21 protein-coding genes, 2 tRNA genes and 1 pseudogene are annotated in these 26030 nt (G+C 65.8%); 5 read left to right on the top strand and 19 right to left on the bottom strand.

Annotation, left to right across the window (positions count from 1 at the left end):
• Window positions 1-88: 88 nt before the first annotated feature.
• Both rlmB and rnr read right to left on the bottom strand, forming a co-directional pair.
• Window positions 89-841, bottom strand: a complete 753-nt coding sequence (gene rlmB, locus IB255_RS17405; protein ID WP_081515539.1) for a 23S rRNA (guanosine(2251)-2'-O)-methyltransferase RlmB — start codon at window positions 839-841, stop codon at window positions 89-91.
• A complete protein-coding gene (gene rnr, locus IB255_RS17400) occupies window positions 838-3567 on the bottom strand; it encodes a ribonuclease R (RefSeq protein WP_081515538.1) in 2730 nt (909 codons plus the stop codon). The genes rlmB and rnr overlap by 4 nt, the downstream gene beginning before the upstream one ends.
• A gap of 205 nt (window positions 3568-3772) precedes the next feature.
• Between rnr and IB255_RS17395 the strand changes: the two genes are divergently transcribed.
• Together IB255_RS17395 and IB255_RS17390 are read left to right on the top strand one after the other, a co-directional pair.
• Window positions 3773-3859 (top strand) — tRNA-Leu (locus IB255_RS17395).
• A 146-nt stretch (window positions 3860-4005) separates the two neighbouring features.
• Window positions 4006-4092 (top strand) — tRNA-Leu (locus IB255_RS17390).
• 98 nt (window positions 4093-4190) lie between these two features.
• On the opposite strand, the gene IB255_RS31290 is transcribed toward IB255_RS17390, so the two are convergent.
• From IB255_RS31290 to IB255_RS17325, 14 genes and pseudogenes are all read right to left on the bottom strand, one after another.
• Complete coding sequence (locus IB255_RS31290) at window positions 4191-5075, bottom strand: methyl-accepting chemotaxis protein (RefSeq protein WP_405307448.1); 885 nt, start codon at window positions 5073-5075, stop codon at window positions 4191-4193.
• Window positions 5049-5246 (bottom strand): annotated as a pseudogene (locus IB255_RS31285) (HAMP domain-containing protein); the annotation flags it as partial. The gene IB255_RS31290 and the pseudogene IB255_RS31285, both read right to left, overlap by 27 nt.
• 1024 nt (window positions 5247-6270) lie before the next feature.
• Entirely contained in the window at window positions 6271-7566 is a 1296-nt protein-coding gene (locus IB255_RS17380) for an adenylosuccinate synthase (RefSeq protein WP_081515536.1), read from the bottom strand.
• Window positions 7567-7632: 66 nt separating this feature from the next.
• Window positions 7633-8811, bottom strand: a complete 1179-nt coding sequence (locus tag IB255_RS17375) for an ATP phosphoribosyltransferase regulatory subunit (protein WP_081515535.1) — start codon at window positions 8809-8811, stop codon at window positions 7633-7635.
• 34 nt (window positions 8812-8845) lie between these two features.
• Window positions 8846-9031, bottom strand: a complete 186-nt coding sequence (locus tag IB255_RS17370; protein WP_037012084.1) for a DUF2065 domain-containing protein — start codon at window positions 9029-9031, stop codon at window positions 8846-8848.
• A 107-nt stretch (window positions 9032-9138) separates the two neighbouring features.
• The gene (hflC, locus tag IB255_RS17365; RefSeq protein ID WP_081515534.1) at window positions 9139-10008 is read right to left on the bottom strand and encodes a protease modulator HflC; all 870 of its coding nucleotides are present in this window, start codon (window positions 10006-10008) and stop codon (window positions 9139-9141) included.
• Complete coding sequence (gene hflK, locus IB255_RS17360) at window positions 10008-11180, bottom strand: FtsH protease activity modulator HflK (protein ID WP_081515533.1); 1173 nt, start codon at window positions 11178-11180, stop codon at window positions 10008-10010. Before hflK ends, hflC begins: the two co-directional genes overlap by 1 nt.
• Before the next feature lie 95 nt (window positions 11181-11275).
• On the bottom strand, window positions 11276-12577 hold the full coding sequence (hflX, locus tag IB255_RS17355) for a ribosome rescue GTPase HflX (RefSeq protein ID WP_081515532.1): 1302 nt from the start codon (window positions 12575-12577) through the stop codon (window positions 11276-11278).
• 12 nt (window positions 12578-12589) lie between these two features.
• Window positions 12590-12838, bottom strand: a complete 249-nt coding sequence (hfq, locus tag IB255_RS17350; RefSeq protein ID WP_017520393.1) for an RNA chaperone Hfq — start codon at window positions 12836-12838, stop codon at window positions 12590-12592.
• Window positions 12839-12944: 106 nt separating this feature from the next.
• On the bottom strand, window positions 12945-13907 hold the full coding sequence (gene miaA, locus IB255_RS17345) for a tRNA (adenosine(37)-N6)-dimethylallyltransferase MiaA (protein ID WP_081515531.1): 963 nt from the start codon (window positions 13905-13907) through the stop codon (window positions 12945-12947).
• Window positions 13908-14018: 111 nt separating this feature from the next.
• Window positions 14019-15926, bottom strand: a complete 1908-nt coding sequence (mutL, locus tag IB255_RS17340; RefSeq protein ID WP_081515530.1) for a DNA mismatch repair endonuclease MutL — start codon at window positions 15924-15926, stop codon at window positions 14019-14021.
• Window positions 15923-17353, bottom strand: a complete 1431-nt coding sequence (amiB, locus tag IB255_RS17335; protein ID WP_081515529.1) for an N-acetylmuramoyl-L-alanine amidase AmiB — start codon at window positions 17351-17353, stop codon at window positions 15923-15925. Before amiB ends, mutL begins: the two co-directional genes overlap by 4 nt.
• Window positions 17354-17360: 7 nt before the next feature.
• On the bottom strand, window positions 17361-17828 hold the full coding sequence (tsaE, locus tag IB255_RS17330) for a tRNA (adenosine(37)-N6)-threonylcarbamoyltransferase complex ATPase subunit type 1 TsaE (RefSeq protein ID WP_081515528.1): 468 nt from the start codon (window positions 17826-17828) through the stop codon (window positions 17361-17363).
• On the bottom strand, window positions 17816-19312 hold the full coding sequence (locus IB255_RS17325; protein WP_081515527.1) for an NAD(P)H-hydrate dehydratase: 1497 nt from the start codon (window positions 19310-19312) through the stop codon (window positions 17816-17818). The genes tsaE and IB255_RS17325 overlap by 13 nt, the downstream gene beginning before the upstream one ends.
• A gap of 104 nt (window positions 19313-19416) precedes the next feature.
• Here IB255_RS17325 and queG point away from each other — a divergent pair, with 104 nt between their 5' ends.
• On the top strand, window positions 19417-20478 hold the full coding sequence (gene queG, locus IB255_RS17320; protein ID WP_192210613.1) for a tRNA epoxyqueuosine(34) reductase QueG: 1062 nt from the start codon (window positions 19417-19419) through the stop codon (window positions 20476-20478).
• A gap of 109 nt (window positions 20479-20587) precedes the next feature.
• On the opposite strand, the gene orn is transcribed toward queG, so the two are convergent.
• Complete coding sequence (orn, locus tag IB255_RS17315) at window positions 20588-21130, bottom strand: oligoribonuclease (RefSeq protein ID WP_081515526.1); 543 nt, start codon at window positions 21128-21130, stop codon at window positions 20588-20590.
• A gap of 89 nt (window positions 21131-21219) precedes the next feature.
• Between orn and rsgA the strand changes: the two genes are divergently transcribed.
• Window positions 21220-22251, top strand: a complete 1032-nt coding sequence (rsgA, locus tag IB255_RS17310) for a small ribosomal subunit biogenesis GTPase RsgA (RefSeq protein WP_081515525.1) — start codon at window positions 21220-21222, stop codon at window positions 22249-22251.
• A gap of 95 nt (window positions 22252-22346) precedes the next feature.
• On the opposite strand, the gene motB is transcribed toward rsgA, so the two are convergent.
• Entirely contained in the window at window positions 22347-23405 is a 1059-nt protein-coding gene (motB, locus tag IB255_RS17305; RefSeq protein WP_081515524.1) for a flagellar motor protein MotB, read from the bottom strand.
• 15 nt (window positions 23406-23420) lie between these two features.
• Window positions 23421-24272 (bottom strand): flagellar motor stator protein MotA, encoded by an 852-nt coding sequence (gene motA, locus IB255_RS17300; RefSeq protein WP_081515523.1) that lies wholly within the window; start codon window positions 24270-24272, stop codon window positions 23421-23423.
• 121 nt (window positions 24273-24393) lie between these two features.
• Between motA and IB255_RS17295 the strand changes: the two genes are divergently transcribed.
• Window positions 24394-25917 (top strand): HDOD domain-containing protein, encoded by a 1524-nt coding sequence (locus IB255_RS17295; protein ID WP_225594881.1) that lies wholly within the window; start codon window positions 24394-24396, stop codon window positions 25915-25917.
• The last annotated feature ends 113 nt before the right edge of the window (window positions 25918-26030 follow it).

Genomic DNA, 26030 nt, shown 5'->3' with positions numbered 1-26030 from the left:
ATTCTAGAGAAGCGCGCCGGGGGGCGCAAGGAAAACTGGTGAAACTTTGAACAGCGCGAGGCGGCAGGGGCCGCCTCGCGTGGGGACGTCAGGCGCCTGTCTTGAGCTGGCGCTGGCGGACGATCTCGAACAGGCACACACCGGTAGCCACCGAGACGTTCAGGCTGCTGACGCTGCCCTGCATCGGCAGCTTGGCCAGGTAGTCACAGTGATCGCGGGTCAGACGGCGCATGCCCTTGCCCTCGGCGCCCATCACCAGCACGGTCGGCCCGGTGAGGTCGAGTTCATAGAGCATCTGGGTCGCCTCGCCGGCAGTGCCGACGATCCACAGGCCGCGCTGCTGGAGCTTCTCTAGGGTGCGCGCGAGGTTGGTCACGGCCACCAGCGGGATGACTTCGGCTGCGCCGCAGGCCACTTTACGCACGGTGGCGTTGAGGGTGGCGGACTTGTCCTTCGGCACGATCACCGCCAGCGCACCCGCCGCATCGGCGGTGCGCAGGCAGGCGCCGAGGTTGTGCGGGTCGGTCACGCCGTCCAGCACCAGCAGCAGCGCCGGGCCGGCGGAGCGCTCCAGCAGCTCCTCCAGCATGTTCTCGCCCCACACCTGGCTCGGGCTGACCTCGGCGACCACGCCCTGGTGTACGCCCTCGGCCCACTCATCCAGCTCCTTGCGGTCGCGCGTGCCCACCGGCACGCGCGCCTGCCCGGCCAGCTCGACCAGCGCCTGCACGCGCGGGTCCTGACGGCCTTCGGCCAGCCACAGCTGCTTGACCCGTTTCGGGTGATGGCGCAGCAGCGCTTCTACGGCATGGACTCCGTAGACCTGTTCCCATTGACTCATTTCTTCGCCTTACGCTTGCTGGCCGGCGCGCCGCCAGTGGCTCCCGCCTTGGGCGCAGCAGAGCCCTTGCGGTGCTTGGAGGACTTGGCGGACCGGGCTTTCTGTTTCGAAGGATTGCGCGGCTTGCCCGCAGCGGGGGCGCCCTTGCCTTTACCGGCCGCCGGCTTGTTGCCGCCAACCTTGGCCTCTTCGAGCAGCGCCTTCTTCACTTCGCGACTCTTGCGCACATCGGTATTGCCGAGCATTTCGTCGGCCTTGGCGAGCATTTCAGGGGCTACCGACGGCAGCGCCTGGACCACGCCGACCTTGCGCTTGCGCGGCTGCACGGCAACATCCGGCGCGAGGTACGGATCGTCCGCCACCGCACGCGGAGCCCGCGCCGGTTTGTCTTTCGCCGCCACAGCCTTGGGCGCCCGGCCCTTGGCCGCTTTACCCTTGGCGACCGGTTCGGCCTTCTCGCCACGCTTCTTGCGGCCGATGGGCGCGCTGAGCACGTTGTCGGAGAGCTCGAAGTCGATCTTGCGCTCGTCCAGGTCGACACGCGCGACGACTACCTCGACGGTATCGCCAAGACGGAAGCTGCGGCCGGTGCGCTCGCCACTCAGGCGATGATGCACGGCATCGAAGTGGTAGTAGTCGCCGGGCAGTGCAGTGACATGCACCAGGCCTTCCACATAGATGTCGCTCAGCTCGACGAAGATGCCGAAGCCAGTCACCGCAGTGATCACGCCGGGGAAGGTCTCGCCCACGCGCTCGCGCATGAACTCGCACTTCAGCCAGTTGGTGACGTCACGGGTCGCCTCGTCGGCGCGGCGCTCGGTCAACGAACACTGCTCGCCCAGTTGGGCCAGACGGGCTTCGTCGTACGGATAGATGCGCGCTTTCGGCATGCTGGCGGCGCCAACGCGTTGCACGTGCTCGGAAGCCGCCTTGGAGCGGATCAGGCCACGGATGGCGCGGTGGGTCAGCAGGTCCGGGTAACGGCGGATCGGCGAGGTGAAGTGGGTGTAGGCCTCGTAGTTCAGGCCGAAGTGGCCGGCGTTCTCGGGGCTGTACACCGCCTGGCTCAAGGAGCGCAGCATCACGGTCTGGATCAGTTGCAGGTCCGGGCGGCCCTGGATGGACTCCAGCAGCTTCTGGTAGTCCGCCGGGGTCGGGTCGCCCTTGCCGCGATAGAGCGTCAGGCCCAGTTCGCCGAGGAACTGGCGCAGGTTGTTCAGCTTTTCCTGCGGCGGGCCGTCGTGGACGCGGTACAGCGCCGGGATGGCGTGCTTCTCGAGGAACTTGGCGGTGGCGACGTTGGCCGCCAGCATGCATTCCTCGATCAGCTTGTGCGCATCGTTGCGCTGGGTCGGGCGGATTTCCGAGATCTTGCGGTCCGCGCCGAAGACGATGCGGGTTTCCTGGGTCTCGAAATCGATCGCGCCACGCACGTGACGCGCGCCGACGAGGACCTTGTACAGGTCATAAAGGGTATTGAGGTGCGGCACCACCGCCGGCAGCTGTTCCTTCAGGCGCTGGCCTTCGGGGCTGTCCGGGGTTTCCAGGTACTGACTGACCTTGGTGTAGGTCAGGCGCGCATGGGAATGGATGACCGCCTCGTAGAACTGGTAGTCGGTCATCTTGCCGGCCTTGGAGAGATTCATCTCGCAGACCATGGCCAGACGATCGACCAGCGGATTCAGGGAGCACAGGCCGTTGGAAAGAATCTCCGGCAGCATCGGGATCACGCGCTCGGGGAAGTACACCGAGTTGCCGCGCTTGGCCGCCTCTTCATCCAGGGCCGAACCGACCTTCACATAATGAGAGACGTCGGCGATGGCGACGAACAGCTTCCAGCCGCCACCCTTGCGCTTCTCGGCGTAGACCGCGTCGTCGAAGTCGCGGGCGTCCTCGCCGTCGATGGTGACGAAAGGCAGGGCGCGCAGGTCGACGCGCTTCTCCTTGTCCTTCTCCAGCACTTCGGGCTTGAGCTTGGCGGCTTCCTTCTCCACGGCCTCCGGCCAGGTGTGGGGAATGTCGTAGCTGCGCAGGGCGACTTCGATTTCCATGCCCGGCGCCATGTAGTCGCCGAGCACTTCCACCACTTCGCCCTGGGCTTGGCGATGCACGCTCGGCCAGACGTCGATGCGCACCTGGACGAACTGATTGTGCTTGGCCTTGCCAGCCTTGCCCGGCGGGATCAGCACTTCCTGCTGGATCTTCGGGTTGTCCGCCACGACCGTGCCGATGCCGCTCTCGTCGAAATAGCGGCCAACGATGGTCTCGTGGGCGCGCTCGACCACTTCTACTATCGCGCCTTCGCGGCGACCACGGCGGTCGAAGCCCGACACGCGCGCCAGGGCGCGGTCGCCGTCGAACACCAGGCGCATCTGCGTCGGGCTGAGGAACAGGTCGTCGCTGCCGTCATCGGGGATCAGGAAGCCGAAGCCGTCGCGGTGGCCGGCGATACGGCCGAGGATCAGGTCGAGCTTGTCCACCGGCGCATAGGCGCCACGGCGGGTATAGATAAGCTGGCCGTCGCGCTCCATGGCGCGCAACCGGCGGCGCAGTGCTTCTTCGGGCTCTTCGCCGGAGAGGCCGAGCTCGTCCATCAACTGGGACCGCGTCGCGGGGGCGCCGCGCTCGGCGAGGTGCGCCAGGATGAGTTCACGGCTGGGGATGGGGTTGTCGTATTTTTCCGCCTCGCGGGCGGCCTCGGGATCGAGGTTTTGCCAATCGGCCATTAAAGTGCGGTCACCTTATATATAGGGATATGGATCGCCATGTGCTTATTGAAGCGCGAAACCCGCCCGTCGGTCAGCTTCGGGCAAGAATAAATTTTTTATCGCATCAGGGGTTTACAAGCGAAAACGCTCTCCGTATAGTTCGCGCCCACAGCGTCAGACAGATGTTGTAACACGGAAACGATGAGTAATCATCGACTCCAGTGCCCAGGTGGCGGAATTGGTAGACGCACTAGGTTCAGGTCCTAGCGGTGGCAACACCGTGGAAGTTCGAGTCTTCTCCTGGGCACCACTTATTCAAGGATAAAGTCAGTCTCTGACAGGCTTTATCAGGCGGGTTCGGAACCCTGATAACCGAACAATAGACCGTCAGATGCAACCAAGGGTTGCATCACCGCAAGACGATGAGCGATCATCGCACCCCATGCTGAAAAGCATGCCCAGGTGGCGGAATTGGTAGACGCACTAGGTTCAGGTCCTAGCGGTGGCAACACCGTGGAAGTTCGAGTCTTCTCCTGGGCACCATCTTCAAACGAAAAAGCCGAGCATAGCTCGGCTTTTTTGTTTTCGGCTTTCCGTCTTTTACCTCGCCAGGCGCGAACGCCCGGCGAGGTCTACCAACCTCAAGCCTTGAACTGCCCCAGACTGGCGCGCAGCTGACCGGCCAAGCCATCGAGCACCCGCCCGCTGCTGGCCGTCGCACTCACCGCTTCCGCCGCGCGACTCGCCTCGGCATGGATCACCTCGACCCGCCCACGCACCGCCGCGGCGCCGGCCGCCTGCTGTTGCGCCGAATGAGTCGCCGCCTCGATGGCGCCGTGCACCTCCTCCACCGCGCTCTGCACTTCGCGCTGCAGGCGCTCGCTGTCCTGCAGCGCAGCCAAACCCTGCACCGCCTGCTCGCGAGCCTGCCCGATAGCGGATACCGCCTCGCGCGCCCCCTCCTGCAACGCCCCGATGTGCGACTGGATATCACCCGTGGATTGCTGGGTCTTGCTGGCCAATGCACGCACCTCGTCCGCCACCACGGCGAACCCGCGCCCACTCTCGCCAGCACGCGCCGCCTCGATGGCCGCGTTCAACGCCAAAAGATTCGTCTGCTCGGCGATGCCATGGATTACCGAGAGCACCACTTCGATCTGCTCGCTCTGCCGCGCCAGGCGCTCGATCACGCCGGCGCCATTCTGCACGCGGGATTCCAGGGTTTCGATCAGGCCACCCACCTTGCGAGCGATGGCCGCATTGTCCTGCGCCGCCTTGCGGATCTCGCCGATCCGCGCCAACGCCGCCTGCATGGAGCGGCTCTCCATTTCCGCCTCCGCCGCCATGCCCGAGAGCGCCTCCAGGCTACCGGCCACCTCATTGCGCTGCCGGTCCGCCGCCGCCTCGGCACTGGCGCTGCGACTGGCCAGCGCGGCGATTTCACTGCCGGTCTGCTGCGCCACCTGCCCCGCCTCACGCACGATGGGCTGGAGCTTATCGACGAAGCGGTTCACCGCCGTCGCCATCTCACCCAGCTCGTCACGACTATCCAGGCGCACGCGCCGAGTCAGGTCACCCTCCCCGGCCGCCAGGTCATTCAGCGCATCGATCAGCAAGCGCAGGCGATTCACCACACGCCGACCGAGCACGACAGCCAGGCAGAGCAATACACCAAGCCCTACCAGCAGCAGCCCCATGCCGATACGCCAGCGCAGCGCTCCCGCCGCCTCTTCGATGGAAGCCTTCGCCCCCTGACTCATGCCGTCCGCCGCCTGCTTCGCCGATTGCAGACGCGCGGTAAGCGCCCTGGTGCTGTCCGCCGCAGCGCCTGCAAGGCTGTCGCCCACGAGCTGATCGCCACTGGCGACCAGGGCGGAGAAGCGCTGGTCCAGTGCGGCGATCTGCTTCTCGATGGCATCAGTGGAAACGCCCAGACGCAGCGTACCGATGACCACGCCATTGGGACTGATCGGCGCCTCGACGAGAAACACCGAGCTGTCGTGGCTTGCCGCCTCCAGCACCTTGTCCAGGGCGCGCTCGCCCTTGCCCTTCTCCAGCAGCGCCTGCACCCGCACATCCTCTCGATTGAGGTAGCGGGTCAGGTGCTGGCCCTGCGGATCGTCGTAGACCACAAAGAGCACATTGGGGTTGGCCTGGGCGCGCCGGGCATAGTCGGAGAGCACCGGCACGTCGTTGTCCCACATGGCCTTGGGCGCCACGGCGGCGAGCAGCTGCGCCAATTCCGTGGCGGACTGGCGCAGGTTCTGCTCCAGCCCCTCACGCAACTGGCCCTGCTCTTCCTCCAGCCGCGCAGAGAGCGCAGAGCCCAGACGCTCGCGAGTGCGCGCGGAAAGATCGTTCAGCCCGGAAGTCACTTCCTTGCCGGCCTGCTCCAGCTCGCCGGCCAGGCGTTGCGATTCGTTACCCAGGTGCGCCCCCAGGTCGCTGACCAGACCATCGACGGTGCTACGGGTAAGCCAGAGGGCAATCGCCAGCTGCACCAGCAGCGCGACTCCCAGGGCGATGAAAGCGGGGCGCAGCAAGCGACTGCGCAATAAAGACAGGACGGCGGACACGGCGGGCTTCCTCCGGACGTAACGGATGTCTGGCGCGGAAGGCGCCAATCCGTTTCACCAGCAAAGCGCGTGCCGCTGCGAAAAACCAAACCCCGGAAACGACAACGGGCCGCATGAGCGGCCCGTTGTAGTGTGCAGCTGAGGATCAGCCGAACGGATGGCGCAGGACGATGGTCTCGGCGCGGTCCGGGCCGGTAGAGATGATGTCGATGGGCGCACCGACCAGCTCCTCGATGCGCTTGATGTAAGCACGCGCATTGGCCGGCAGGCCTTCCAGGGTCTGAACACCGACGGTGGATTCGCTCCAGCCCGGCAGGTCTTCGTAGATCGGCTGCAGGCCGATGTAGCTGTCGGCGTCGGTTGGCGCGTCGGTCAGCAGTTCGCCGGCGGCGTTCTTGTAGCCGGTGCAGATGCGCACGACTTCCAGGCCGTCGAGGACGTCCAGCTTGGTCAGGCACAGGCCGGACAGGCTGTTGATCTCGATGGCGCGACGCAGGATGACGGCATCGAACCAGCCGCAACGACGGGCACGGCCGGTGGTGGCGCCGAACTCGTGACCGACCTTGGCCAGGCGTGCACCAACGTCATCGAACAGCTCGGTCGGGAACGGGCCGGAACCCACGCGAGTGGTGTAGGCCTTGGTGATACCCAGGATATAGTCCAGGTACAGCGGACCGAAGCCCGAACCGGTGGCGGTGCCGCCAGCGGTGGTGTTGGAACTGGTGACGAACGGGTAGGTGCCGTGGTCGATGTCCAGCAGCGAACCCTGGGCACCTTCGAACATGATGTTCTCGTTGGCGCGGCGCAGGTCGTGCAGGGTCGAGGTCACGTCGGCCATCAGCGGCTTCAGTTCTTCGGCGTAGGCCATGCACTCGTCCAGAGTCTTCTGGAAATCGACGGCCGGCTCCTTGTAATAGTGCTGCAGGACGAAGTTGTGGTAGTCCAGAACCTCACCCAGCTTGGCGGCGAAACGCTCACGGTGGAACAGGTCGCCCACGCGCAGGCCGCGACGGGCCACTTTGTCTTCGTAAGCCGGGCCGATGCCGCGACCGGTGGTGCCGATCTTCGCGTCGCCACGGGCCTTCTCGCGAGCCTGGTCCAGGGCCACGTGGAAGGACAGGATCAGCGGGCAGGACGGGCTGATGCGCAGGCGCTCGCGCACCGGTACGCCCTTTTCTTCCAGCTTGGCGATCTCGCGCATCAGCGCGTCGGGTGCCAGCACCACGCCATTACCGATCAGACACTGCACGCCTTCGCGCAGGATGCCCGACGGAATCAGGTGCAGTACGGTCTTCTCGCCAGCGACCACCAGGGTATGACCAGCGTTGTGGCCGCCCTGGTAACGCACCACGGCAGCAGCCTGGTCGGTCAGCAGGTCGACGATCTTGCCTTTGCCCTCATCACCCCACTGGGTGCCCAGGACTACGACATTCTTACCCATAACTCTTGTCCCCATCGTGGATGTTCGGTGCCGGCCGCGGCCGGCAGAAACTCGAAGTGGCGCGCCTCAGAGCGCAACCACCTGCCAATTGCCATCGCGAGCCAGCAATTGCTGGTCGCAGCCCGCTTCGGAAGCCGAAGCCGCATCCTGCCCGGGCAGCGCCTGTACGACGCGCACGCCCTGACGGCGCAACTGCTGCACCGCCTGCCACAAGCCAGCCCCATCGGCCGGCGCCCAGACTCCGGTGCGCGGCTCGTCGAGCTGGGCGCGGCCGAGAGTGACCAGGGTCTTGAGGTCGGTAGAGAAACCGGTGGCCGGACGCGCACGGCCGAAATCGGCGCCAATGTCGTCGTAACGGCCGCCCTGGGCGATGGACTCGCCAACCCCAGGCACGAACGCGGCAAACACCACGCCCGTGTGATAGTGATAGCCACGCAGCTCGCCGAGGTCGAAGTACAACGGCAGTTGCGGGAAGCGCGCCGCCAGCGAGTCGGCGATGGCGGTGAGATCAGCCAGCGCTGCCTGGACGTTGGCCGGAGCACCAGCGAGCACTTCGCGCGCCTGCTCCAGCACCTCACGATTGCCGCACAGCTCGGCGAGCGCACGGAGCATGCCGGCGAGCTCGCTCGGCAGGCCTTCGGTCAGCGCCGCGACTTCGTCCACGGCCTTGCGCTGCAGGGCGTCGAACAGCAGCTGCTCGACTTCGCCAGACAGCCCGGCAGCCTGGGCCAGGCCGCGGTAGATGCCGACATGACCGAGATCCATGTGCACGTCCGGCACCTGGGCCATCTCGAGCATGTCGAGCAGCAGACTGATCACTTCGACGTCACCGGCCGAGCCGGTGTTGCCGTAAAGCTCGGCGCCCAGCTGGATCGGGCTGCGCGAAGTGGCCAGCGCACGCGGACGGGCATGCAGCACGCTGCCGGCGTAGCACAGCCGGTTCGGGCCCTCGCGACGCAGACTATGGGCGTCCATGCGCGCCACTTGCGGCGTGATGTCCGCACGGAAGCCCATCAGGCGGCCGGAAGCCGGATCGGTGACCTTGAAGGTACGCAGGTCCAGATCCTGGCCGGCACCGGTCAGCAGGGATTCCAGGTATTCGATATGCGGAGTGACGACGAACTCGTAACCCCAGCGCTGGAACAGGTCCAGCACCTGACGGCGGGCTGCTTCAACGCGGGCCGCCTCCGGTGGCAGCACTTCTTCGATTCCATCTGGCAGCAGCCAGCGGTCTACCGTTGCCATGTCGCCTCTCTCCTTTTTTAGGCCGGGCGGCACTTCAATGAATGCAGTAAAGAAGGACGGTACCGAGCAGCATGCTGCCCAGCCCGATGAGTCTCAGACTGCGGTCGCCAAGGCGCCCGAGCCCGCTCACGGCGTCGCGCCAACCACGCGGATACAGGAATGGAAGGATGCCTTCCAGCACCAGCAACAGACAGAACGCCTTGCCGAATTCCTGCCACATGGCTCTCGTACATCATTCTCGCGGACGCAAAAAAGCCGGGATTTCCCGGCTGACCCATGATAACACGATTTCTCCGGCGGGCGCTGCCGCCCGCCGGAGACTTTGACTCAGGGTTTAGCTTTTTCGAGGTAGCGGAAGAACTCGTTGCTCGGATCGAGCACCAGTACGTCCTTCTTGTCGGCAAAGCTCTCGCGGTAGGCCTTGAGGCTGCGAGTGAAGGCGTAGAACTCCGGATCGGCGGTGTAGGCCTTGGCGTAGATCGCCGCCGCCTTCGCATCGCCATCACCGCGAGTCTCTTCCGACTCACGATAAGCCTCGGCCAGCAGTACGCGACGCTGACGATCGGCATCCGCACGGATACCTTCGGCCAGCTCACGACCCTTGGCGCGGTGCTCGCGGGCTTCGCGCTCACGCTCGGTGCTCATGCGCTCGAACACGCTGCGGTTCACTTCCTTGGGCAGGTCGATGGCCTTGACGCGAACGTCGACCACCTCGATACCCAGCTCCTTCTGCGCCATGCGGTTCAGCGAAGCGGTGATATCGCCCATCAGCGCATCACGCTCACCCGACACCACTTCGTGCAGGGTGCGCTTGCCGAACTGGTCGCGCAGACCGGCTTCCAGACGGCGGGACAGACGTTCGTCGGCGATCTGCTTCATGCCGGAAGTCGCGGTGTAGAAGCGCTCGGCATCGGAGACGCGCCACTTGGCGTAGGCGTCGACCATTACCGCTTTCTTCTCCAACGTCAGGAAGCGCTGGGTCGGCGAATCCAGGGTCAGCAGGCGGCCATCGAACTTGCGCACCGTGTTGACGTACGGAATCTTGAAGTGCAGGCCGGGCTTCACGTCCGGCTCGACCACGCGACCGAAGCGCAGCATGACGGCGCGTTCGGTCTGCTGCACCACGTAGACGCTGCTCCAGACGGCAACAGCAACCACCACACCCGCGATGAGGGCGATCAGGGACTTGTTACTCATCAGCGGCTCTCCCGGGTACGCGTGTCACGCTGCTGCAGATCGTTGGCGACCCGCGAACCGATATCCGGCGTGCTGCTGCTCGTGCTCGGCGTGGAGCTCGGAGCTGCCGAACCACGGCCATCCATCATCTTGTCCAGCGGCAGGTAGATCAGGTTGTTCTGACCCTGCTGGCCGGTCACCAGCACCTTGCTGGTCTGACTCAGGACGTCCTGCATGGTGTCCAGGTACAGGCGCTGACGGGTGACGTCCGGCGACTTGTGGTACTCGCTGGCCAGCTTGGTGAAGCGATCCGCCTCACCCTGGGCGCGGGAGACCACTTCATCGCGGTAGCCGTTGGCTTCCTCGATGATGCGCTGGGCCTGACCACGGGCTTCGGGCACCACGCCGTTGGCGTAGGCTTCGGCCTGGTTCTTCTCGCGCTGCTCGTCCTCGCGAGCACGGATCACGTCGTCGAACGCTTCCTGTACTTCACGCGGCGCGGCGGCGCTCTGAATGTTCACCTGGGTCACCGTGATACCGGTCTTGTAGGTATCGAGGAAACGCTGCAGGCGATCACGCACCTCGGTGGCCATCTGTTCACGGCCCTCGGTGAGGATCTTGTCCATGGTGGTGGAGCCGGCCACGTGGCGCAGGGCGCTTTCGGTGGCGTGCTGCAGGCTCACTTCCGGCTGGTCGACGTTGAGCACGAAGTCCTTCAGGTTGCTGACCTTGTACTGCACAGTCAGCGGAACCTCGACGATGTTCTCGTCCTCGGTGAGCATCTGACCCTGCTTGCTGTAAGCACGCTCGCGGGTGACGTTCTCCTGGAACTTCTTGTCGATCGGCGGGAAGTAGATATTCAGACCGGGGCCCACAGTCTCGTGGTACTGGCCGAAGCGCAGGATCACTGCCTGCTCCTGCTCATCCACCACGTAGATGGCGTTGTACAGCCACAGCACGGCGAGGATTGCCAGGCCGATACCGAACAGACCGAGGCTGCCGCCCCGACCACTGCCGCCACCGCCCGAACCACTGCCGCGCTTGGGTTTGCCGAAAATTCCGTTCAGGCTGTCTTGCAGCTTGCGGAAGGCCTCATCCAGATCAGGCGGGCCCTGGCGACCACCACCACGGCGTCCACCCCAGGGGTCCTGGTCGTTCTTGTTCGAGTTGTCACCCGGCTCATTCCAAGCCATAGCGCTCTCCATCTGATAACGCGAAAACGCGCCTACGGCGCGCCCACCTATGCTACCGAATGCCCCTTACGCTGCCAAAAACAGTGTGCCGGGCTTTATTGCAAAGTGTGTTGCGCAATGAACTCCGCCGGCTGCCAGCCTTCGCGGCTCACCATGCGGTTCAACTCGACACGCGGCAGGCGGACCTGCAAAACGGCGCGTCCTTGTTCGTCGTGATTCTCCGACTGTACCGCACCCAGCTCGAAGAACTGAGCCCGGAGTCGTCCCAGGCGCTGTGGCAGGCAGAGCGTTCCAACGAACATGTCCTCCCCCAGCAGCTCGGAGATCGCCTGTTCCAGCAACTCCAGCCCGCGCGATTCCCGCGCCGACAGCCAGACGCGGACCGGCTTGCCCAGCTCGTCGCGCTGGATCATCGGCTGCAAGTCCGGCAGCAGGTCGATCTTGTTGTACACCTCGAGCATCGGCAACTCGTTCGCGCCGATTTCCTTCAACACCGCCAGCACCTGTTCGATCTGCGCATCGCGATCCGGCTCGTGGGAGTCGATCACATGCAGCAGCAGATCGGAGTTGCTGGATTCTTCCAAGGTAGCCCGAAACGCCTCCACCAGCTTGTGCGGCAGGTGGCGAATGAAACCTACGGTGTCGGCCAGCACGATCGGCCCGACGTCGTCCAGCTCCAGACGGCGCAGGGTCGGGTCGAGGGTGGCGAACAACTGGTCGGCCGCATAGACCTCGGAAGTGGTCAGCGCATTGAACAGCGTGGACTTGCCGGCGTTGGTGTAGCCCACCAGGGATACCGCCGGAATCTCCGCACGGCGACGGCCGCGACGAGCCTGCTCGCGCTGGCTGCGGACCTTCTCCAGGCGTGACTTGATCTGACGGATGCGCCCACGCAGCAGGCGGCGGTCGGTTTCCAGCTGGGTTTCACCCGGGCCACGCAGGCCGATACCGCCCTTCTGGCGCTCAAGGTGAGTCCAGCCGCGTACCAGACGCGTGCTCATGTGTTCCAGCTGGGCGAGTTCCACCTGCAGCTTGCCCTCGTGAGTCCGGGCGCGCTGGGCGAAGATATCGAGGATCAGACCCGTACGATCGAGCACGCGGCATTCGAGCGCTCGCTCGAGGTTGCGCTCCTGGCTCGGCGTGAGGGTGTGATTGAAGATGATCAGCTCGACCTTCTCGGCGTGGACGAGGTCGTGCAACTCTTCGACCTTGCCGCTGCCGATCAGGTACTTGGCTGAGGGCTGATGGCGCGAAATGCTGACGAAAGCGACCGCTTCCGCGCCTGCCGAACGGGCCAGCTCCTGGAATTCCTGCGGGTCTTCGCGCGCCTCGGGGTCCTGACCTTCCAGATGGACCAGAATGGCCCGTTCCCCACCACCCGGGCGCTCAAAGAACAAGGCGGACTCCCGTCAAACGTTGCCCGGCTCGGCCGGTTGATCACCGGTGGGCAGGCGCACGGGGCGGCTGGGAACCACGGTGGAAATAGCGTGCTTGTAGACCATCTGGCTGACAGTGTTCTTCAGCAGGATGACGAACTGGTCGAAGGATTCGATCTGACCCTGCAGCTTGATGCCGTTGACGAGGTAGATGGAAACCGGAACGCGTTCTTTGCGCAGGGTATTGAGGTAAGGGTCTTGTAGCGAATGCCCTTTTGACATATGCCGCACTCCTTGTAAGGGTAAAAAACTGATTTAGTAGTAGTCGAATTTGGCTTAACGCCGTCCTGAACCCCAAGGATAGACGGCCGGAATTAAGGTCTCGAACCTATATGGAGACCGCCTCAAAGTATTTCAAGGCACGCGGCAAATTGTCGCTTGCCTGACTGTCCAACCAGTGTAGATCGCTCCAGCTGCGGAGCCAGGTGAACTGGCGCTTGGCCAGCTGCCGCGTGGCAATGACGCCGCGCTCCACCATCTCAGCGTAGGACAGTTTGCCCTCGAGGTAATCCCATACCTGTCGGTAACCCACCGCTCTTATGGACGGCAGCCCCACGTGCAAGTCATTCCTTGCGCGAAGGCGTTCGACCTCGGCGATGAAGCCCTGTTCCAGCATCTGGTCAAAACGTTGCGCGATACGCTCGTGCAACACCTGGCGCTGCAGAGGCGCGATCGCCAGATGAGCCACAGTATACGGTAATTGTCCACCGCCTTGCGCGCCGAGACCCGCATTTTCACTCGCCTGGCGAAGGCGGTGTGCAGTCATGGACATACCGCTCACGCGGTATACCTCGAGGGCCCGGACAAGTCGCTGAGGATCATTGGGATGGATGCGCGCGGCCGACTCCGGGTCAATGCGCGCCAGCTCTTCATGCAGGGCGCCCCAGCCTTCGGCGGCGGCCCAGGTTTCAAGTTCGGCACGCACCGCAGCGTCGGCGCCGGGCATATCGGCCAGGCCTTCCAGCAACGCCTTGAAATACAACATGGTGCCGCCGACCAGCAGCGGGATCTTCCCGGCCGCGGTGATCTCGGCCATGGCCGCCAGCGCATCGGCACGGAATTCCGCCGCCGAATAAGCTTCGCTGGGGTCACGGATATCGATCAGGCGGTGCGGGAATTCCTCCAGCACCTCGCGCGGCGGCTTGGCGGTGCCGATATCCATACCGCGATAGATCAGCGCCGAATCCACGCTGACCAGCTCCACCGGCAGCAGGCGCGCCAGCTCCAGCGCCAGGTCGGTCTTGCCGGCGGCGGTGGGGCCCATGAGGAATATCGCGGGAGGCAGGGACATCGGGGACTCGTTCTTACGCACTACTGGATAGGCGCACTGCGGGTTATTGCGAGCTGCTGAATCGATTGGCGTGCAGTTTACTGCACTTTCCTGAACGCAAGCTTACGAAAATCAACGACCCCGCAGGAACAGCTTGTCCAGTTCGTCGAGCCCCAGCTGGGTCCAGGTCGGTCGGCCGTGGTTGCACTGGCCGCTGCGCTCGGTCACTTCCATGTCGCGCAGCAGGCCGTTCATCTCCGGCAGGGTCAGCCGGCGGTTGGCGCGCACGGCGCCGTGGCAGGCCATGGTGCCGAGCAGCTCGTTGAGGTGCGCCTGGATGCGGTCGCTGGTGCCGTATTCCAGCAGGTCGGCAAGCACGTCGCGCACCAGCTGGGTGGCCTCGGCCTGCTTGAGCAGCGCCGGAATCTGACGGATCGCCAGGGTTTCCGGGCCGAGGCGCTGCAGTTCGAAGCCGAGCCGGGAGAACCAGGCCCCGTGTTCCTCCGCGCAGTCCGCCTCGCGCTCGCTGACCGCGATGGATTCGGGCACCAGCAGCGGCTGGCCACGCAAGCCTTCGCTGGCCATGGCGGTCTTCAGGCGCTCGTACATGATCCGCTCGTGGGCGGCGTGCATATCCACCAGAACCAGGCCGTGGGCATTCTCCGAGAGGATGTAGATGCCCTTGAGCTGCGCCAGTGCATAACCCAGCGGCGGTACGTCCTGACTGCTTTCCGGCAGAGCCTGTGGCACCTGGTCGGGCAGCGGGGCGAAATAGGCCTTGTAGGCGCCTTGCGCCTCCTGAATCGGTGGCATTTCCGGGCGATTCGGCTGGTAACTGTAGCCACCGCCACCGCCACTGGAACCGCCGGAAGCCGGGCTCGGCTGCCAAGCACGCGCGGCGGCCGGGGCCTCCAGAACGGTCTCGGACAGGCGCATCTCACCCTGCGGGCCGAATTCGCCGGCTTCCGCGCCGGTCGGGCGCGGCACGGTCAGGGTGGTCGCTCCCGGTGGTGCCAGTTGGTCGTCCGGACGCACTTCCGCCAGCGCCCGGTGCAGGGTGCCGTAGAGGAAGTCGTGGACCATGCGGCTGTCGCGGAAACGCACTTCGTGCTTGGTCGGGTGGACGTTGACGTCTACCACCGACGGGTCGACCTCGAAGAACAGCACGAAGGTCGGATGCCGGCCGTTGTACAGCACGTCGCGATAAGCCTGGCGCACGGCGTGGGCGACCAGCTTGTCGCGCACCATGCGGCCGTTCACGTAGAAGTACTGCAGGTCCGGCTGGCTGCGGGAGAAGGTCGGCAGGCCGACCCAGCCCCACAGGTGCAGGCCGTTGCGCTCCACCTCGATGGGCAGTGCCTGCTCGAGGAACCCGGTGCTGCAGACGGCACCCACGCGGCGGGCGCGGGACGCTTCGTCCTTCGCCTCGTGCAGAGAAAGGATGGTCTTGCCGTTGTGGCGCAGATGGAAAGCCACGTCGAAGCGCGCGAGCGCCAGACGCTTGATGACTTCCTGCAAGTGATCGAATTCGGTCTTCTCGGCACGGAGGAACTTGCGTCGCGCCGGTGTATTGAAGAACAGGTCGCGCACTTCGATGCTGGTGCCCACCGGGTGAGCCGCCGGCTTCACGGTGGATTCCATGTCGCGGCCCTCGACCTCCACCTGCCAGGCCTGTTCGGCGTCGGCGGTACGGGAGGTCAGGGTCAGGCGCGATACAGAGCTGATCGAGGCCAGCGCTTCGCCCCGGAAACCCAGGCTCATCACCCGCTCGAGGTCTTCCAGTTCGCGGATCTTGCTGGTGGCATGGCGCGCCAGGGCCAGCGGCAGGTCGTCTGCCGGGATGCCACTACCATCGTCGCGCACGCGCAGCAGCTTGACGCCGCCCTGCTCGACCTCGACGTCGATGCGCTTGGCACCGGCATCCAGGCAGTTTTCCAGCAGCTCCTTGATGACCGACGCGGGGCGCTCGACCACTTCGCCAGCAGCAATCTGGTTCGCCAGCCGCGGGGTGAGCAGCTGGATTCGGCGCACGTCACTCATTGCTGCGACGCCAGGGAGGTGCCCGGAATCTTCAGCACCTGGCCAATCTTCAGCTCGTCGCTCTTGAGCGAGTTGGCGCTGCGGATCGAGGCGGTGCTGACGTCAAAGCGGCTGGCAACCATCGCCAGGCTGTCGCCACTACGCACCACGTATTCACGCGGGCCGGAAGCCAGTTGGCCGCCATCCCGCAGCGAGGCGATGTAAGTGCCCGGTGGCGGGGTCTGCACGAAGTACTGGCGCACGCCAGCGGCGATGGAGCGCGCCAGCGCCTGCTGGTGCGAGCCGCTGGCCAGCTTGGCGGATTCGTTCGGGTTGGAGATGAAGCCGGTTTCCACCAGGATCGACGGGATGTCCGGGGATTTCAGCACCATGAAGCCGGCCTGTTCCACGCGGCGCTTGTGCAGCGGGGTGACACGGCCAACGCTGGTCAGCACCTTGTGGCCGACATCCAGGCTGGAGGACATGGTGGCGGTCATCGACAGGTCGAGCAGCACACCGGCGAGCATCTTGTCCTTGTCGTCGAGGTTCACGCCGCCGTCGCCGCCGATGAGGTCGGAGCGGTTCTCCGTGTCGGCCAGCCAGCGCGCGGTCTCGGAGGTGGCGCCACGATCGGACAGGGCGAACACCGAGGCGCCAAAGGCGCTGCGGCTGGGCGCGGCATCGGCGTGGATGGAGACGAACAGGTCCGCGCCCTTCTTGCGGGCGATCACGGTGCGATTGCGCAGCGGGATGAAGTAGTCGCCGGTCCGCGTCAGTTCGGCGCGGAAGCCTTTCATCTGGTTGATCTGCCGCTGCAGTTCGCGGGCGATCGACAGGGTGATGTTCTTCTCGTGCAGCCCGTTCGGGCCGAGAGCGCCGGGGTCTTCGCCGCCGTGGCCGGCGTCGATGGCAATCACCACGTCGCGCTTGCCGCCGCTGCTGGGCGCGGGGATCTTCGCCACCGACTGCGCGGGGCTGACCGGCGTGGCGGGCACACTGGGCGTCGGGGTCGCAGGGACGTCCGGGGCGATATCGGCGCCCTGGTCATACAGGTCGACGACCAGGCGATTGCCGTATTGCTGGTTCGGCGGCAGCACGAAGCTCTTGGGCGTGACCGCATTTTTCAGGTCCAGCACCAGACGCAGGTCGGTGGGCGAGCGCTGGGCAGAGCGCATCGCGGTGATCGGCGTGTTGTTCAGCTTGAGCTTGTCGAGGGCGGCGGACATCTGCGCGCCGTTGATGTCGACGACGATGCGGTTGGGCGCACTCAGGGTGAACAGGCTGTGCTGCACGGGGCCGGACAGATCGAACACCAGGCGTGTGTTGTCCGGCGCGCGCCAGATGCGCACGCTCTTGATTTGCGTGGCGGCAGAAACCTCGCCGGCAAAGAATGCCAGCAGAACGGACACCCCGATAAACAACGCCCGAAGGCGCAACCCCCAACCCATCTTTTTTCTATGCTCCCGTGGCCAGGGCGGCACACCAGGCTTCGCCCCGTGTTCCGTGCGGGTCGAGGCGCAGCATGCGTCCGCCCGCATGCGGAACAATGGTAATGTCCATGTCGGCCTTTGGCAAAATGCCTTTGCCACGCTCTGCCCATTCGATCAGGCACAACGCATCGCCTTCGAAGTAGTCACGGATGCCCAGGAACTCCAGTTCCTCCGGGTCGGCAAGGCGGTAGAGGTCGAAGTGGAAGGCGCGCAAGTCGCCGATTTCGTAGGGTTCGACCAGGGTAAATGTCGGACTTTTTACCGATCCGCCATGGCCCAATCCCCGCAGGATGCCGCGCGACAGTGTGGTCTTGCCCGCCCCCAGGTCGCCATGCAGGTAGATCACCCCGTGCCCGCCGGTCGCTTCGGCAATCCGGCGACCGAGATCGACCATGGCCTCTTCGCCGTCGGCGAACAGATTCAGTTCAGGCATGGGGACAGCTCCTCGAGCAACTGACGAACGGCAGGAATCAGATCAGCGGCAGCCAGGCCGCGGCCTTGGGAGCCCAGCGACTCGCCAGCAAGGGCATGCAGCCAGACGGCCAGGCACGCGGCATCGAAACCGGACAGCCCCTGCGCCAGCAAAGCACCAAGGATGCCAGAGAGCACGTCGCCCAGCCCCGCCCCCGCCATCGCCGGGTGCCCATGGCTGCACAGCGCCAGCCGACCATCCGGGGAAGCGATCAGACTGCCGACGCCCTTGAGCACGACCACCGCCTGATAATGCTGTGCCAGAGCATGCGCGGCTTTCGGCCGATCGGCCTGGACCGCGGCAGTGGAAATACCCAGCAGACGCGCCGCCTCGGCCGGATGGGGCGTGATCACCCAGTCGCCGGACGGCCGTGCGACCAGGCCTTCAGCCAGCAGATTGAGCGCATCGGCATCCCACACCTGCTGGCGCTCCAGGCTCGCGGCGGCGCTGACCAGCACACGCCCCCAGGCTTCGCGGCCGACACCGGGGCCGACGACCAGCACGTCGGCGCGCTCGGCTAGGCGCAGCAGCTCGGCGGAAGAGGAGACGCCGCGCGCCATCAGTTCAGGCCGGCGAGCCAGTACAGCAGGTACGTGGGCGACACGGGTCGCCAGGGACACCAGCCCGGCGCCACAGCGCAGCGCGCTCTCGGCGGCCAGCAGCACGGCGCCGCCCATGCCGGTATCGCCACCGATCACCAGGGCATGGCCGAACAGCCCCTTGTGCGCGGCTTTCGGGCGCGCGGCCAGGCGAGCCAGCGATGCCGGGGCGAGACGGCGCGCCACGCCATCCGCAGAAATCAGCGCAGGATCGGCATCGAGCCCGTCGAACACCAGCTCACCGCATTGATCGGGGCCATTGCCGGTGAACAGGCCGAGCTTGAGGCCGATGAACGTCACGGTCAGGTCGGCATTCACCGCACAACCCAGCACTTGCCCGGTGTCGGCGCTGAGACCGGAAGGAATGTCCACGGCCAGCACCGGCAGGCCGCTGACGTTGATCGCAGCGATGGCCGAGGCGTAGGGCTCGCGCACCTCGCCGCCGAGACCGGTGCCCAGCAGCGCGTCCACCAGCACACCGCGCAGCTCGGCGCGGTCGCTCCAGGCTTCGATATCCACGCCGACCGAACGCGCTTCGCCATGGGCCGAGGCGGCATCGCCGGACAGGCGGGAGGCATCGCCGACCGCCAGCACGCGCACGCGCCAGCCAGCGCGCAGCGCCAGTGCGGCGATCAGGTAGCCATCGCCGGCGTTGTTGCCGTGACCGGCCAGCACGGTGATCTCGCCGGCATCCGGCCATTGGCGACGCAGGGCGCGCCAGGCGGCATGCGCGGCACGGCGCATCAGTTCGAAGCCGGGCGTGCCGGCGGCGATCAGGAGTGCGTCGAGGTCGCGCACCTGCTGGGCGCTGTACAGATTCAGGGGCAGATCGTCGTGGGCAGTCATCGCTGTTCCGGGCGGCAGAATGTGTCGCCTTGGCGTACGGACGGGCCGACGCCGGCAAGGTCTGGCAGAATTATACGCACCCGGACTTCGCTTTCTCGCCTTCCATGCACGATTCGACACTCGACTATGCCGACCTCGCCCTCTCCATCAAGGACTGGGGGCGCGAACTCGGCTTCCAGCAGGTAGGCATCAGCGGGCTCGATCTCGAGGCCCACGGCGAACACCTGCAACGCTGGCTGGAGGCGGGCTACCACGGCGAGATGGACTACATGGGCGCCCACGGCAGCAAGCGCTGGCGGCCGGACGAACTGGTGCCTGGCACCTTGCGGGTGGTGTCGCTGCGCATGGATTACCTGCCCGGCGACACGCGCATGGCGCAGGTGCTGGGTGATCCGCAGAAGGCTTATGTCTCGCGCTACGCCCTGGGCCGCGACTACCACAAGCTGATCCGCAAGCGCCTGCAGCAACTGGCCGAACGCATCCAGCAACGGGTCGGGCCGTTCGGTTTCCGCGCCTTCGTCGACAGCGCGCCGGTGCTGGAGAAGGCCATCGCCGAGCAATCGGGACTGGGCTGGATCGGCAAGAACACCCTGGTGCTCAACCGCAAGGCCGGCAGCTACTTCTTCCTCGGCGAGCTGTTCACCGACCTGCCGCTGCCGGTGGACCAACCCCACGGCACGGAGCACTGCGGGCGCTGCTCGGCCTGCATGGACATCTGCCCCACCGCCGCCTTCGTGGCGCCCTATGTGCTGGATGCGCGGCGCTGCATTTCCTACCTGACCATCGAATTGAAGGGCCCGATTCCCGAAGACCTGCGCCCGCTGATCGGCAACCGCGTGTTCGGCTGCGACGATTGCCAGATGGTCTGCCCGTGGAACCGCTTCGCCCGCGCCACCGACCAGGGCGACTTCCAGCCGCGCCACAGCCTGGACAACGCCGCACTGGCGGAGCTGTTCCTGTGGACGGAAGAGGAATTCCTCAGCCGCACCGAGGGCTCGCCACTGCGGCGCGCCGGTTACGAGCGCTGGCTGCGCAACCTGGCCGTGGGGCTGGGCAATGCACCATCGACCATCCCTGTGATCGAGGCGCTGCGCGCGCGGCGGGAGTTCCCGTCGGAACTGGTGCGCGAGCATGTGGAGTGGGCGCTGAGGCGACACAGCACCTGAGACTGGGTGTTATCTGTAGGAGCGAGTTTGCTCGCGAACAGCCCCGCAACGGAGTTTGTTCGCGAGCAATGACTAGGCGTCCCCCTCGGTCCTACGAAGAGTCTCGGGATCAGACCTTGATGAAGTGCTCGCGGTAGTAGCGCAGTTCGGCGATGGACTCGCGGATGTCGTCCAGCGCAAGGTGGGTGTTGCCTTTCTTGAAGCCGTCACGCACCGCCGGCGCCCAGCGCGCAGCCAGTTCCTTGAGGGTGGAGACGTCCAGGTTGCGGTAGTGGAAGTAGCCTTCCAGCTTCGGCATGTGGCGGTAGAGGAAGCGGCGATCCTGGCAGATGCTGTTGCCGCAGATCGGCGAGCTGCGCTTGGGCACCCACTTTTCCAGGAAGGCGATGGTCATTGCCTCGGCTTCGGCAGCCGAGATGGTGCTTTCACGTACGCGCTGGGTCAGGCCGGACTGGCCGTGCTGGCGGGTGTTCCACTCATCCATGCCGGCGAGCAGCTCCTCGCTCTGGTGCACGGCGATCACCGGGCCTTCCTCGAGGATGTTCAGGTCGCTGTCGGTGACGATGGTCGCCATCTCGATGATGACGTCCTTGTCCGGGTCCAGCCCGGTCATTTCCAGGTCGATCCAGATCAGGTTCTGCGGGTTCTGCATGATGGGGCTCCTCAGCTCAGCCCTCTAGTTTAGCGGGAAGCACGCCGCCGCATGCTAAACTCCGCCGCGATTTTCCCTGTGGATACCCTATGGCCAAGCGTCACCTCACCCGCCGGCAGAGCTGGCGGATCGAAAAAGTCCAGGAAGAACGCGCCGCGCGCGCGGCGAAGCGCGAGTCGCGCGCCCTGGAAGAACTGGAAGGCGGCGACCTCGGCCCGGAACAGACCGGCCAGGTGATCGCCCACTTCGGTGTGCAGGTGGAAGTCGAGGCCCAGGACGGCGAAGCCGCCGGCCAGGTATTCCGCTGCCACTTGCGCGCCAACCTGCCGCCGCTGGTGACGGGCGACCAGGTGGTCTGGCGCCCCGGCAACCAGGGCATCGGCGTGATCGTCGCGCAGCTGCCGCGCACCTCCGAGCTGCGCCGCCCGGACATGCGCGGCGTGCTCAAGCCGGTGGCGGCCAACGTCGATCGCATCGTCATCGTCTTCGCGCCGCGCCCCGAGCCCCACGCCAACCTGATCGACCGCTACCTGGTGGCTGCCGAGCACGCGGGCATCAAGCCATTGCTGCTGCTGAACAAGGCTGACCTGATCGACGAGGAGAACGCCCCCTTCCTAGACTCGCTGCTGGGCACCTACCGCGAGCTGGGCTACCCGCTGCTGGAGGTCTCGGCCGCCAATGGCCTGGCGCTGGACGCCCTGCGCGCCGCGCTGAACGAGCACGTCAGCGTGTTCGTCGGGCAGTCCGGCGTGGGCAAGTCGTCGCTGGTGAATGCACTGCTGCCGGGCGTCGACACCCGCGTCGGCGACCTCTCGGAAGTCACCGGCAAGGGCACCCACACCACTACCACCGCACGGCTGTTCCACTTCCCCGCCGGCGGCGACCTGATCGACTCCCCCGGCATCCGCGAATTCGGCCTCGGCCATGTCAGCCGCGATGACGTGGAAGCGGGCTTCATCGAGTTCCACGACCTGCTCGGCCACTGCCGCTTCCGCGACTGCAAACACGACCGCGAACCGGGCTGCGCGCTGCTCAAGGCGCTGGAAGACGGGCGCATCTCGCCGCAGCGGATGGCCAGCTACCGGCACATCCTCGCGAGCCTGCCGGAAGACGAGTACTAGCCCTTCTGACCTGTAGGAGCGGGCCATGCCCGCTCCTACAAATGCGAGCAGGGTGCAACGAAGAAGGCCAGCTTTTCAGCTGGCCTTCTGGTTTCTCACTGCTGCTTGTTCAGCTCGTCGAGCTTCAGCGTGCCGCCGTCGTCGAACAGATTGAGCTTCTGCTTGAGCTGGTCAGGCGGCAGCGGATCGCCCGGCCCGGCCGCCGGCTTGGCCGGCGCACCGTTGGGTGCCGCCGCGCCCGGAGCTGCCGGAGCGGCGCCATCGACAGGCTTGTCAGCCCCGCCATCCTGGCCTTCGATAGCGCGCTGGGCCTTCTTGGTCAGGACGATGATGTCGATGCGGCGGTTCACCGGGTTGAGCGGCTTGTCGCGATCGAACAGCGCCGAGGAGGCGTAACCGACCACGCGGGCGATCTGGTCTTCCGGGTAACCGCCGGCTTCCAGCGCACGGCGCGCGGCGTTGGCGCGGTTGGCCGAGAGCTCCCAGTTGCCGAAATCGCCATTGCCCGCGTAGGGCTTGGCGTCGGTGTGGCCGCTGATGCTGATCTTGTTCGGCACCTGCTTGATGGTCTCGGCCAGCGCCAGCAGGATGTCCTCGAAGTACGGCTGCAGGCGCGCGCTGCCCAGGTCGAACATCGGCCGGTTGTCCGAGTCGACGATCTGGATGCGCAGGCCGTCCTGGGTGATTTCGAAGAGGATCTGGTCCTTGAAGCGCTTGAGGGTCGGGTTCTCGTCGACCTTGTTCTGCAGCTCCTGCAACAGCAGCTCCAGGCGCTCCTTCTCGACCTGCTCGGCGACGTCCTGGGCCTGTTGCTCGGTGATCTTGGCGTTCTCGTCCGGGTTGATCCGCGTCTCGTCGGCATCCGGCTGGGCCTGGATCTGCGGGTTCAGGGTCTTGTCCGGCGCCGGCGTCGGCGTGCCGCCCAGGTCGATGACGTAGGGACTGGCGCTCTCGGTGAAACCGATGGGGTCCTGGAAATAGCCGGAGATGGCCTTCTTCTGCTCCGGCGTGGCCGAAGACAGCAGCCAGAGTACGAGGAAGAACGCCATCATGGCGGTGGCGAAGTCGGCGAAGGCGATCTTCCAGCCACCGCCATGATGGCCGGCGGCGTAGCGCTTGATGCGCTTGACGATGATCGGCTGGTTGTTATCCATGCGTCAGACGACCTATCAGCGACCGCGAACGGCCTGCTCCAGCTCGCTGAAGCTCGGGCGATGCGCCGGCAGCAGCACCTTGCGGCCGAATTCGACGGCCAGCGACGGCGGCATGCCGGAGGCGGAAGCCACCAGGCAGGCCTTGATCGATTCGTAGAGGTTCAGCTCTTCCTTGGCATCGTGCTCCAGGGCGTTGGCCAGCGGGCCGACGAAGCCGTAGGCGGCGAGAATACCGAGGAAGGTACCCACCAGCGCCGCGGCGACGTGGTGGCCGATCTCGGCCTGGCTGCCCTGGCCGAGCAGGGCCATGGTGATCACGATGCCCAGTACCGCCGCGACGATACCGAAGCCCGGCAGGGCGTCGGCCACACGGGTCACCGCATGGGCCGGGTGTTCGAGGTCTTCCTTGAGGCTGCCCAGTTCCATGTCGAACAGGCCTTCCAGCTCGTGGGGGGCCATGTTGCCGGAGGACATGATGCGCAGGTAGTCGCAGACGTACGCGGTCATGCGTTCGTCCTTGAGCACCGCCGGGTACTTGCTGAAGATCGGGCTGGCGGCCGGGTCCTCGACGTCGGCTTCGATGGCCATCATGCCTTCGCGACGACTCTTGTTGAGCACTTCGTAGAGCATGCCCAGCACTTCCAGGTAGAAGGTGTGGGTGAAGCGGTTGCCGAACATCTTCGGCGCCTTCTTCAGCACGGTCATGAAGGTGCTGCCAGGGTTGGCCTGGAGGAACGCGCCCAGCGCGGCGCCGCCGATGATCAGCACCTCGAACGGCTGGATGATGGCCGCGATCTTGCCGCCGGAGAGCATGTAGCCGCCGAGCACGCTGGCCATGAGAACGATGATGCCGATGATTTTTGCCATGGGGACCGGACTGAAACGGTGAACAGAAAGGGAGGCAAGTTTCCCGCCTCCCTGTTGTTATCGGAGATTTCGGGCAAGACTATAGGCCGAAAACACTAAAAACCAGTTCGGCGCCTCACGCATGCCCAAGCAAATGCTTCATCCAGAGCGTCTCAAGGCCTGGCTCACCCAGCTGGAAGACCTGCCTTTGCCGGTTCCGCTGGAGCAGCGCGATGATATTCGCCGTGCGTTGAACGATAGCCGGCGCTCGATCCGTGACATCGCCGATCTGCTGCAGGACGCGCCGACACTGGCTTTCGCCATCCTGCGCGAAGCCAACCGCGCGCAGAGCGCCCGGGACAATCCGGCGGAAAGCCTGGAGGTCGCGCTCAACCGCCTGGGCCTGAGTCGCGCCAGCCAGTTGCTCGACAGCCTGCCCGCGGTGCCCGAAGCGCAGATGCCGCGCGCGCTGAGCCAGCTGCTGCTGATCAGCCGCCACGCCATGCAGCAGGCCAGCGGGCTGTTCGCCAACCGCCTGGCGCGGCTCTGGCAGGAAATCCACTGGGGCAGCCTGTTCACCCTGGCGCCGCTGTGGGCGCTGGCCACCGCCCGCCCGGAGCTGATGGAGAACTGGCAGCGCCAGGTCTATGGCCTGGGCCGCTGCAGCAGCGAGGTCGAACAGGAGCTGCTCGGCACCCGCCTGCTACCACTGTGTCGCGCACTGGCCGACAGCTGGCGACTGCCGGACTGGGTCGGCCAGGGCTACGCCCTGCTCAGCGACGACAAGCGCCTGCTGGTGCGCGCCCTGCACGTCGCCCACACCGAACACGATGCACTGGGCCAGCAGCAGCGCCTGGACGCCGACCCGGAGCTGCAGCGCTGGTTGACCCGACCGGCCAACACCATTCTCCTCGCCAACAGCATCGCCATGGCCGCGCACCAGTCCTGGGGCGGCGTGCACATGCTGCGCTGGCAGCGCCTGACCAGCCTGTATCTTCAGATGCCGCTGCAAGAGCTGCAGCAGACCGTCCACGGCCTCGCCGCGCAGAGCGCCCGGCGTCACGCCCGGCCCCAGCTCTGGCATCCGGCCGAGGCGCTGCTCTGGCCCTGGGAGGCACGCCGCTGGCTCAACGGCCCGAAAGCCGAAGAGCCGGCCAAGGCGCCGGACACCCTGGCGCAATGGCGACAGCACTGCACCCGCCTGATGCAGACGCCCAGCCCGTTCGGCAACGCCGTGCAACTGCTCGACTGCGCCAGCGACGCGCTACAGGCCTGCGGGCTGCAACGCGGCATGATCCTGCTGGCCGACAAGGGCGGCAGCTGGCTGCAAGCGCGCCGGGACTTCGGCCTGGACGGCGAGGTCGGCGACTTCAAGCTGGAAGTCGCCGCCAGCCCGGTACTGCGCAAACTCCTGCAACAACCCGGTCAATTGCGCCTGAGCCCGACCAACATGGCCGAGTTTTCGGCGCTGATTCCCGGCGCGCTGAAGGCGCTGATCCCCAGCGAACACCTGCTGCTGCGCTCGCTGGGCAACGGCGCGCGAGTGGTCATGCTGGTCGTCTGCGACCGCAACGGCCAGCCGCTGGCGGACCTGCACGCCCAGGCCTTCGGCCGCACCGTGCAGTGCATCGAGCACGCGGTGAAGCAGATGGCGCGGGGCACCTGATCCGCGAAAGGTTTGCGCCCCGCCGCGTCCCCTTTAAACTAACCGCCCTCACGGGGTAGCCCAGGGCGCCTGCTCACGTTGCCTCCCCCCACCGTTCCCGCCGGGAGACCCCG

The organism is Pseudomonas sp. PDM22, from assembly GCF_014851965.1.
In the GTDB taxonomy this organism is placed as follows: Bacteria; Pseudomonadota; Gammaproteobacteria; order Pseudomonadales; family Pseudomonadaceae; genus Pseudomonas.
The sequence above is the reverse complement of the archived record's forward strand: the minus strand, read 5'-3'. Positions and strand labels throughout refer to the sequence as shown.

Excerpts from the sequence above, each read along its gene's own strand:
- amiB (WP_081515529.1), bottom strand. The coding sequence starts at position 17,353 with ATGGGTTGGGGGTTGCGCCTTCGGGCGTTGTTTATCGGGGTGTCCGTT.
- hfq (WP_017520393.1), bottom strand. The coding sequence starts at position 12,838 with ATGTCAAAAGGGCATTCGCTACAAGACCCTTACCTCAATACCCTGCGC.
- rnr (WP_081515538.1), bottom strand. The coding sequence starts at position 3,567 with ATGGCCGATTGGCAAAACCTCGATCCCGAGGCCGCCCGCGAGGCGGAA.
- motB (WP_081515524.1), bottom strand. The coding sequence starts at position 23,405 with ATGGATAACAACCAGCCGATCATCGTCAAGCGCATCAAGCGCTACGCC.
- mutL (WP_081515530.1), bottom strand. The coding sequence starts at position 15,926 with ATGAGTGACGTGCGCCGAATCCAGCTGCTCACCCCGCGGCTGGCGAAC.
- IB255_RS17295 (WP_225594881.1), top strand. The coding sequence starts at position 24,394 with ATGCCCAAGCAAATGCTTCATCCAGAGCGTCTCAAGGCCTGGCTCACC.
- IB255_RS17325 (WP_081515527.1), bottom strand. The coding sequence starts at position 19,312 with ATGACTGCCCACGACGATCTGCCCCTGAATCTGTACAGCGCCCAGCAG.
- hflK (WP_081515533.1), bottom strand. The coding sequence starts at position 11,180 with ATGGCTTGGAATGAGCCGGGTGACAACTCGAACAAGAACGACCAGGAC.
- orn (WP_081515526.1), bottom strand. The coding sequence starts at position 21,130 with ATGCAGAACCCGCAGAACCTGATCTGGATCGACCTGGAAATGACCGGG.
- miaA (WP_081515531.1), bottom strand. The coding sequence starts at position 13,907 with ATGTCCCTGCCTCCCGCGATATTCCTCATGGGCCCCACCGCCGCCGGC.
- rsgA (WP_081515525.1), top strand. The coding sequence starts at position 21,220 with ATGGCCAAGCGTCACCTCACCCGCCGGCAGAGCTGGCGGATCGAAAAA.
- motA (WP_081515523.1), bottom strand. The coding sequence starts at position 24,272 with ATGGCAAAAATCATCGGCATCATCGTTCTCATGGCCAGCGTGCTCGGC.
- IB255_RS17370 (WP_037012084.1), bottom strand. The coding sequence starts at position 9,031 with ATGTGGCAGGAATTCGGCAAGGCGTTCTGTCTGTTGCTGGTGCTGGAA.
- IB255_RS17380 (WP_081515536.1), bottom strand. The coding sequence starts at position 7,566 with ATGGGTAAGAATGTCGTAGTCCTGGGCACCCAGTGGGGTGATGAGGGC.
- queG (WP_192210613.1), top strand. The coding sequence starts at position 19,417 with ATGCACGATTCGACACTCGACTATGCCGACCTCGCCCTCTCCATCAAG.
- IB255_RS17375 (WP_081515535.1), bottom strand. The coding sequence starts at position 8,811 with ATGGCAACGGTAGACCGCTGGCTGCTGCCAGATGGAATCGAAGAAGTG.
- rlmB (WP_081515539.1), bottom strand. The coding sequence starts at position 841 with ATGAGTCAATGGGAACAGGTCTACGGAGTCCATGCCGTAGAAGCGCTG.
- tsaE (WP_081515528.1), bottom strand. The coding sequence starts at position 17,828 with ATGCCTGAACTGAATCTGTTCGCCGACGGCGAAGAGGCCATGGTCGAT.
- IB255_RS31290 (WP_405307448.1), bottom strand. The coding sequence starts at position 5,075 with ATGGCGACGGCGGTGAACCGCTTCGTCGATAAGCTCCAGCCCATCGTG.
- hflC (WP_081515534.1), bottom strand. The coding sequence starts at position 10,008 with ATGAGTAACAAGTCCCTGATCGCCCTCATCGCGGGTGTGGTGGTTGCT.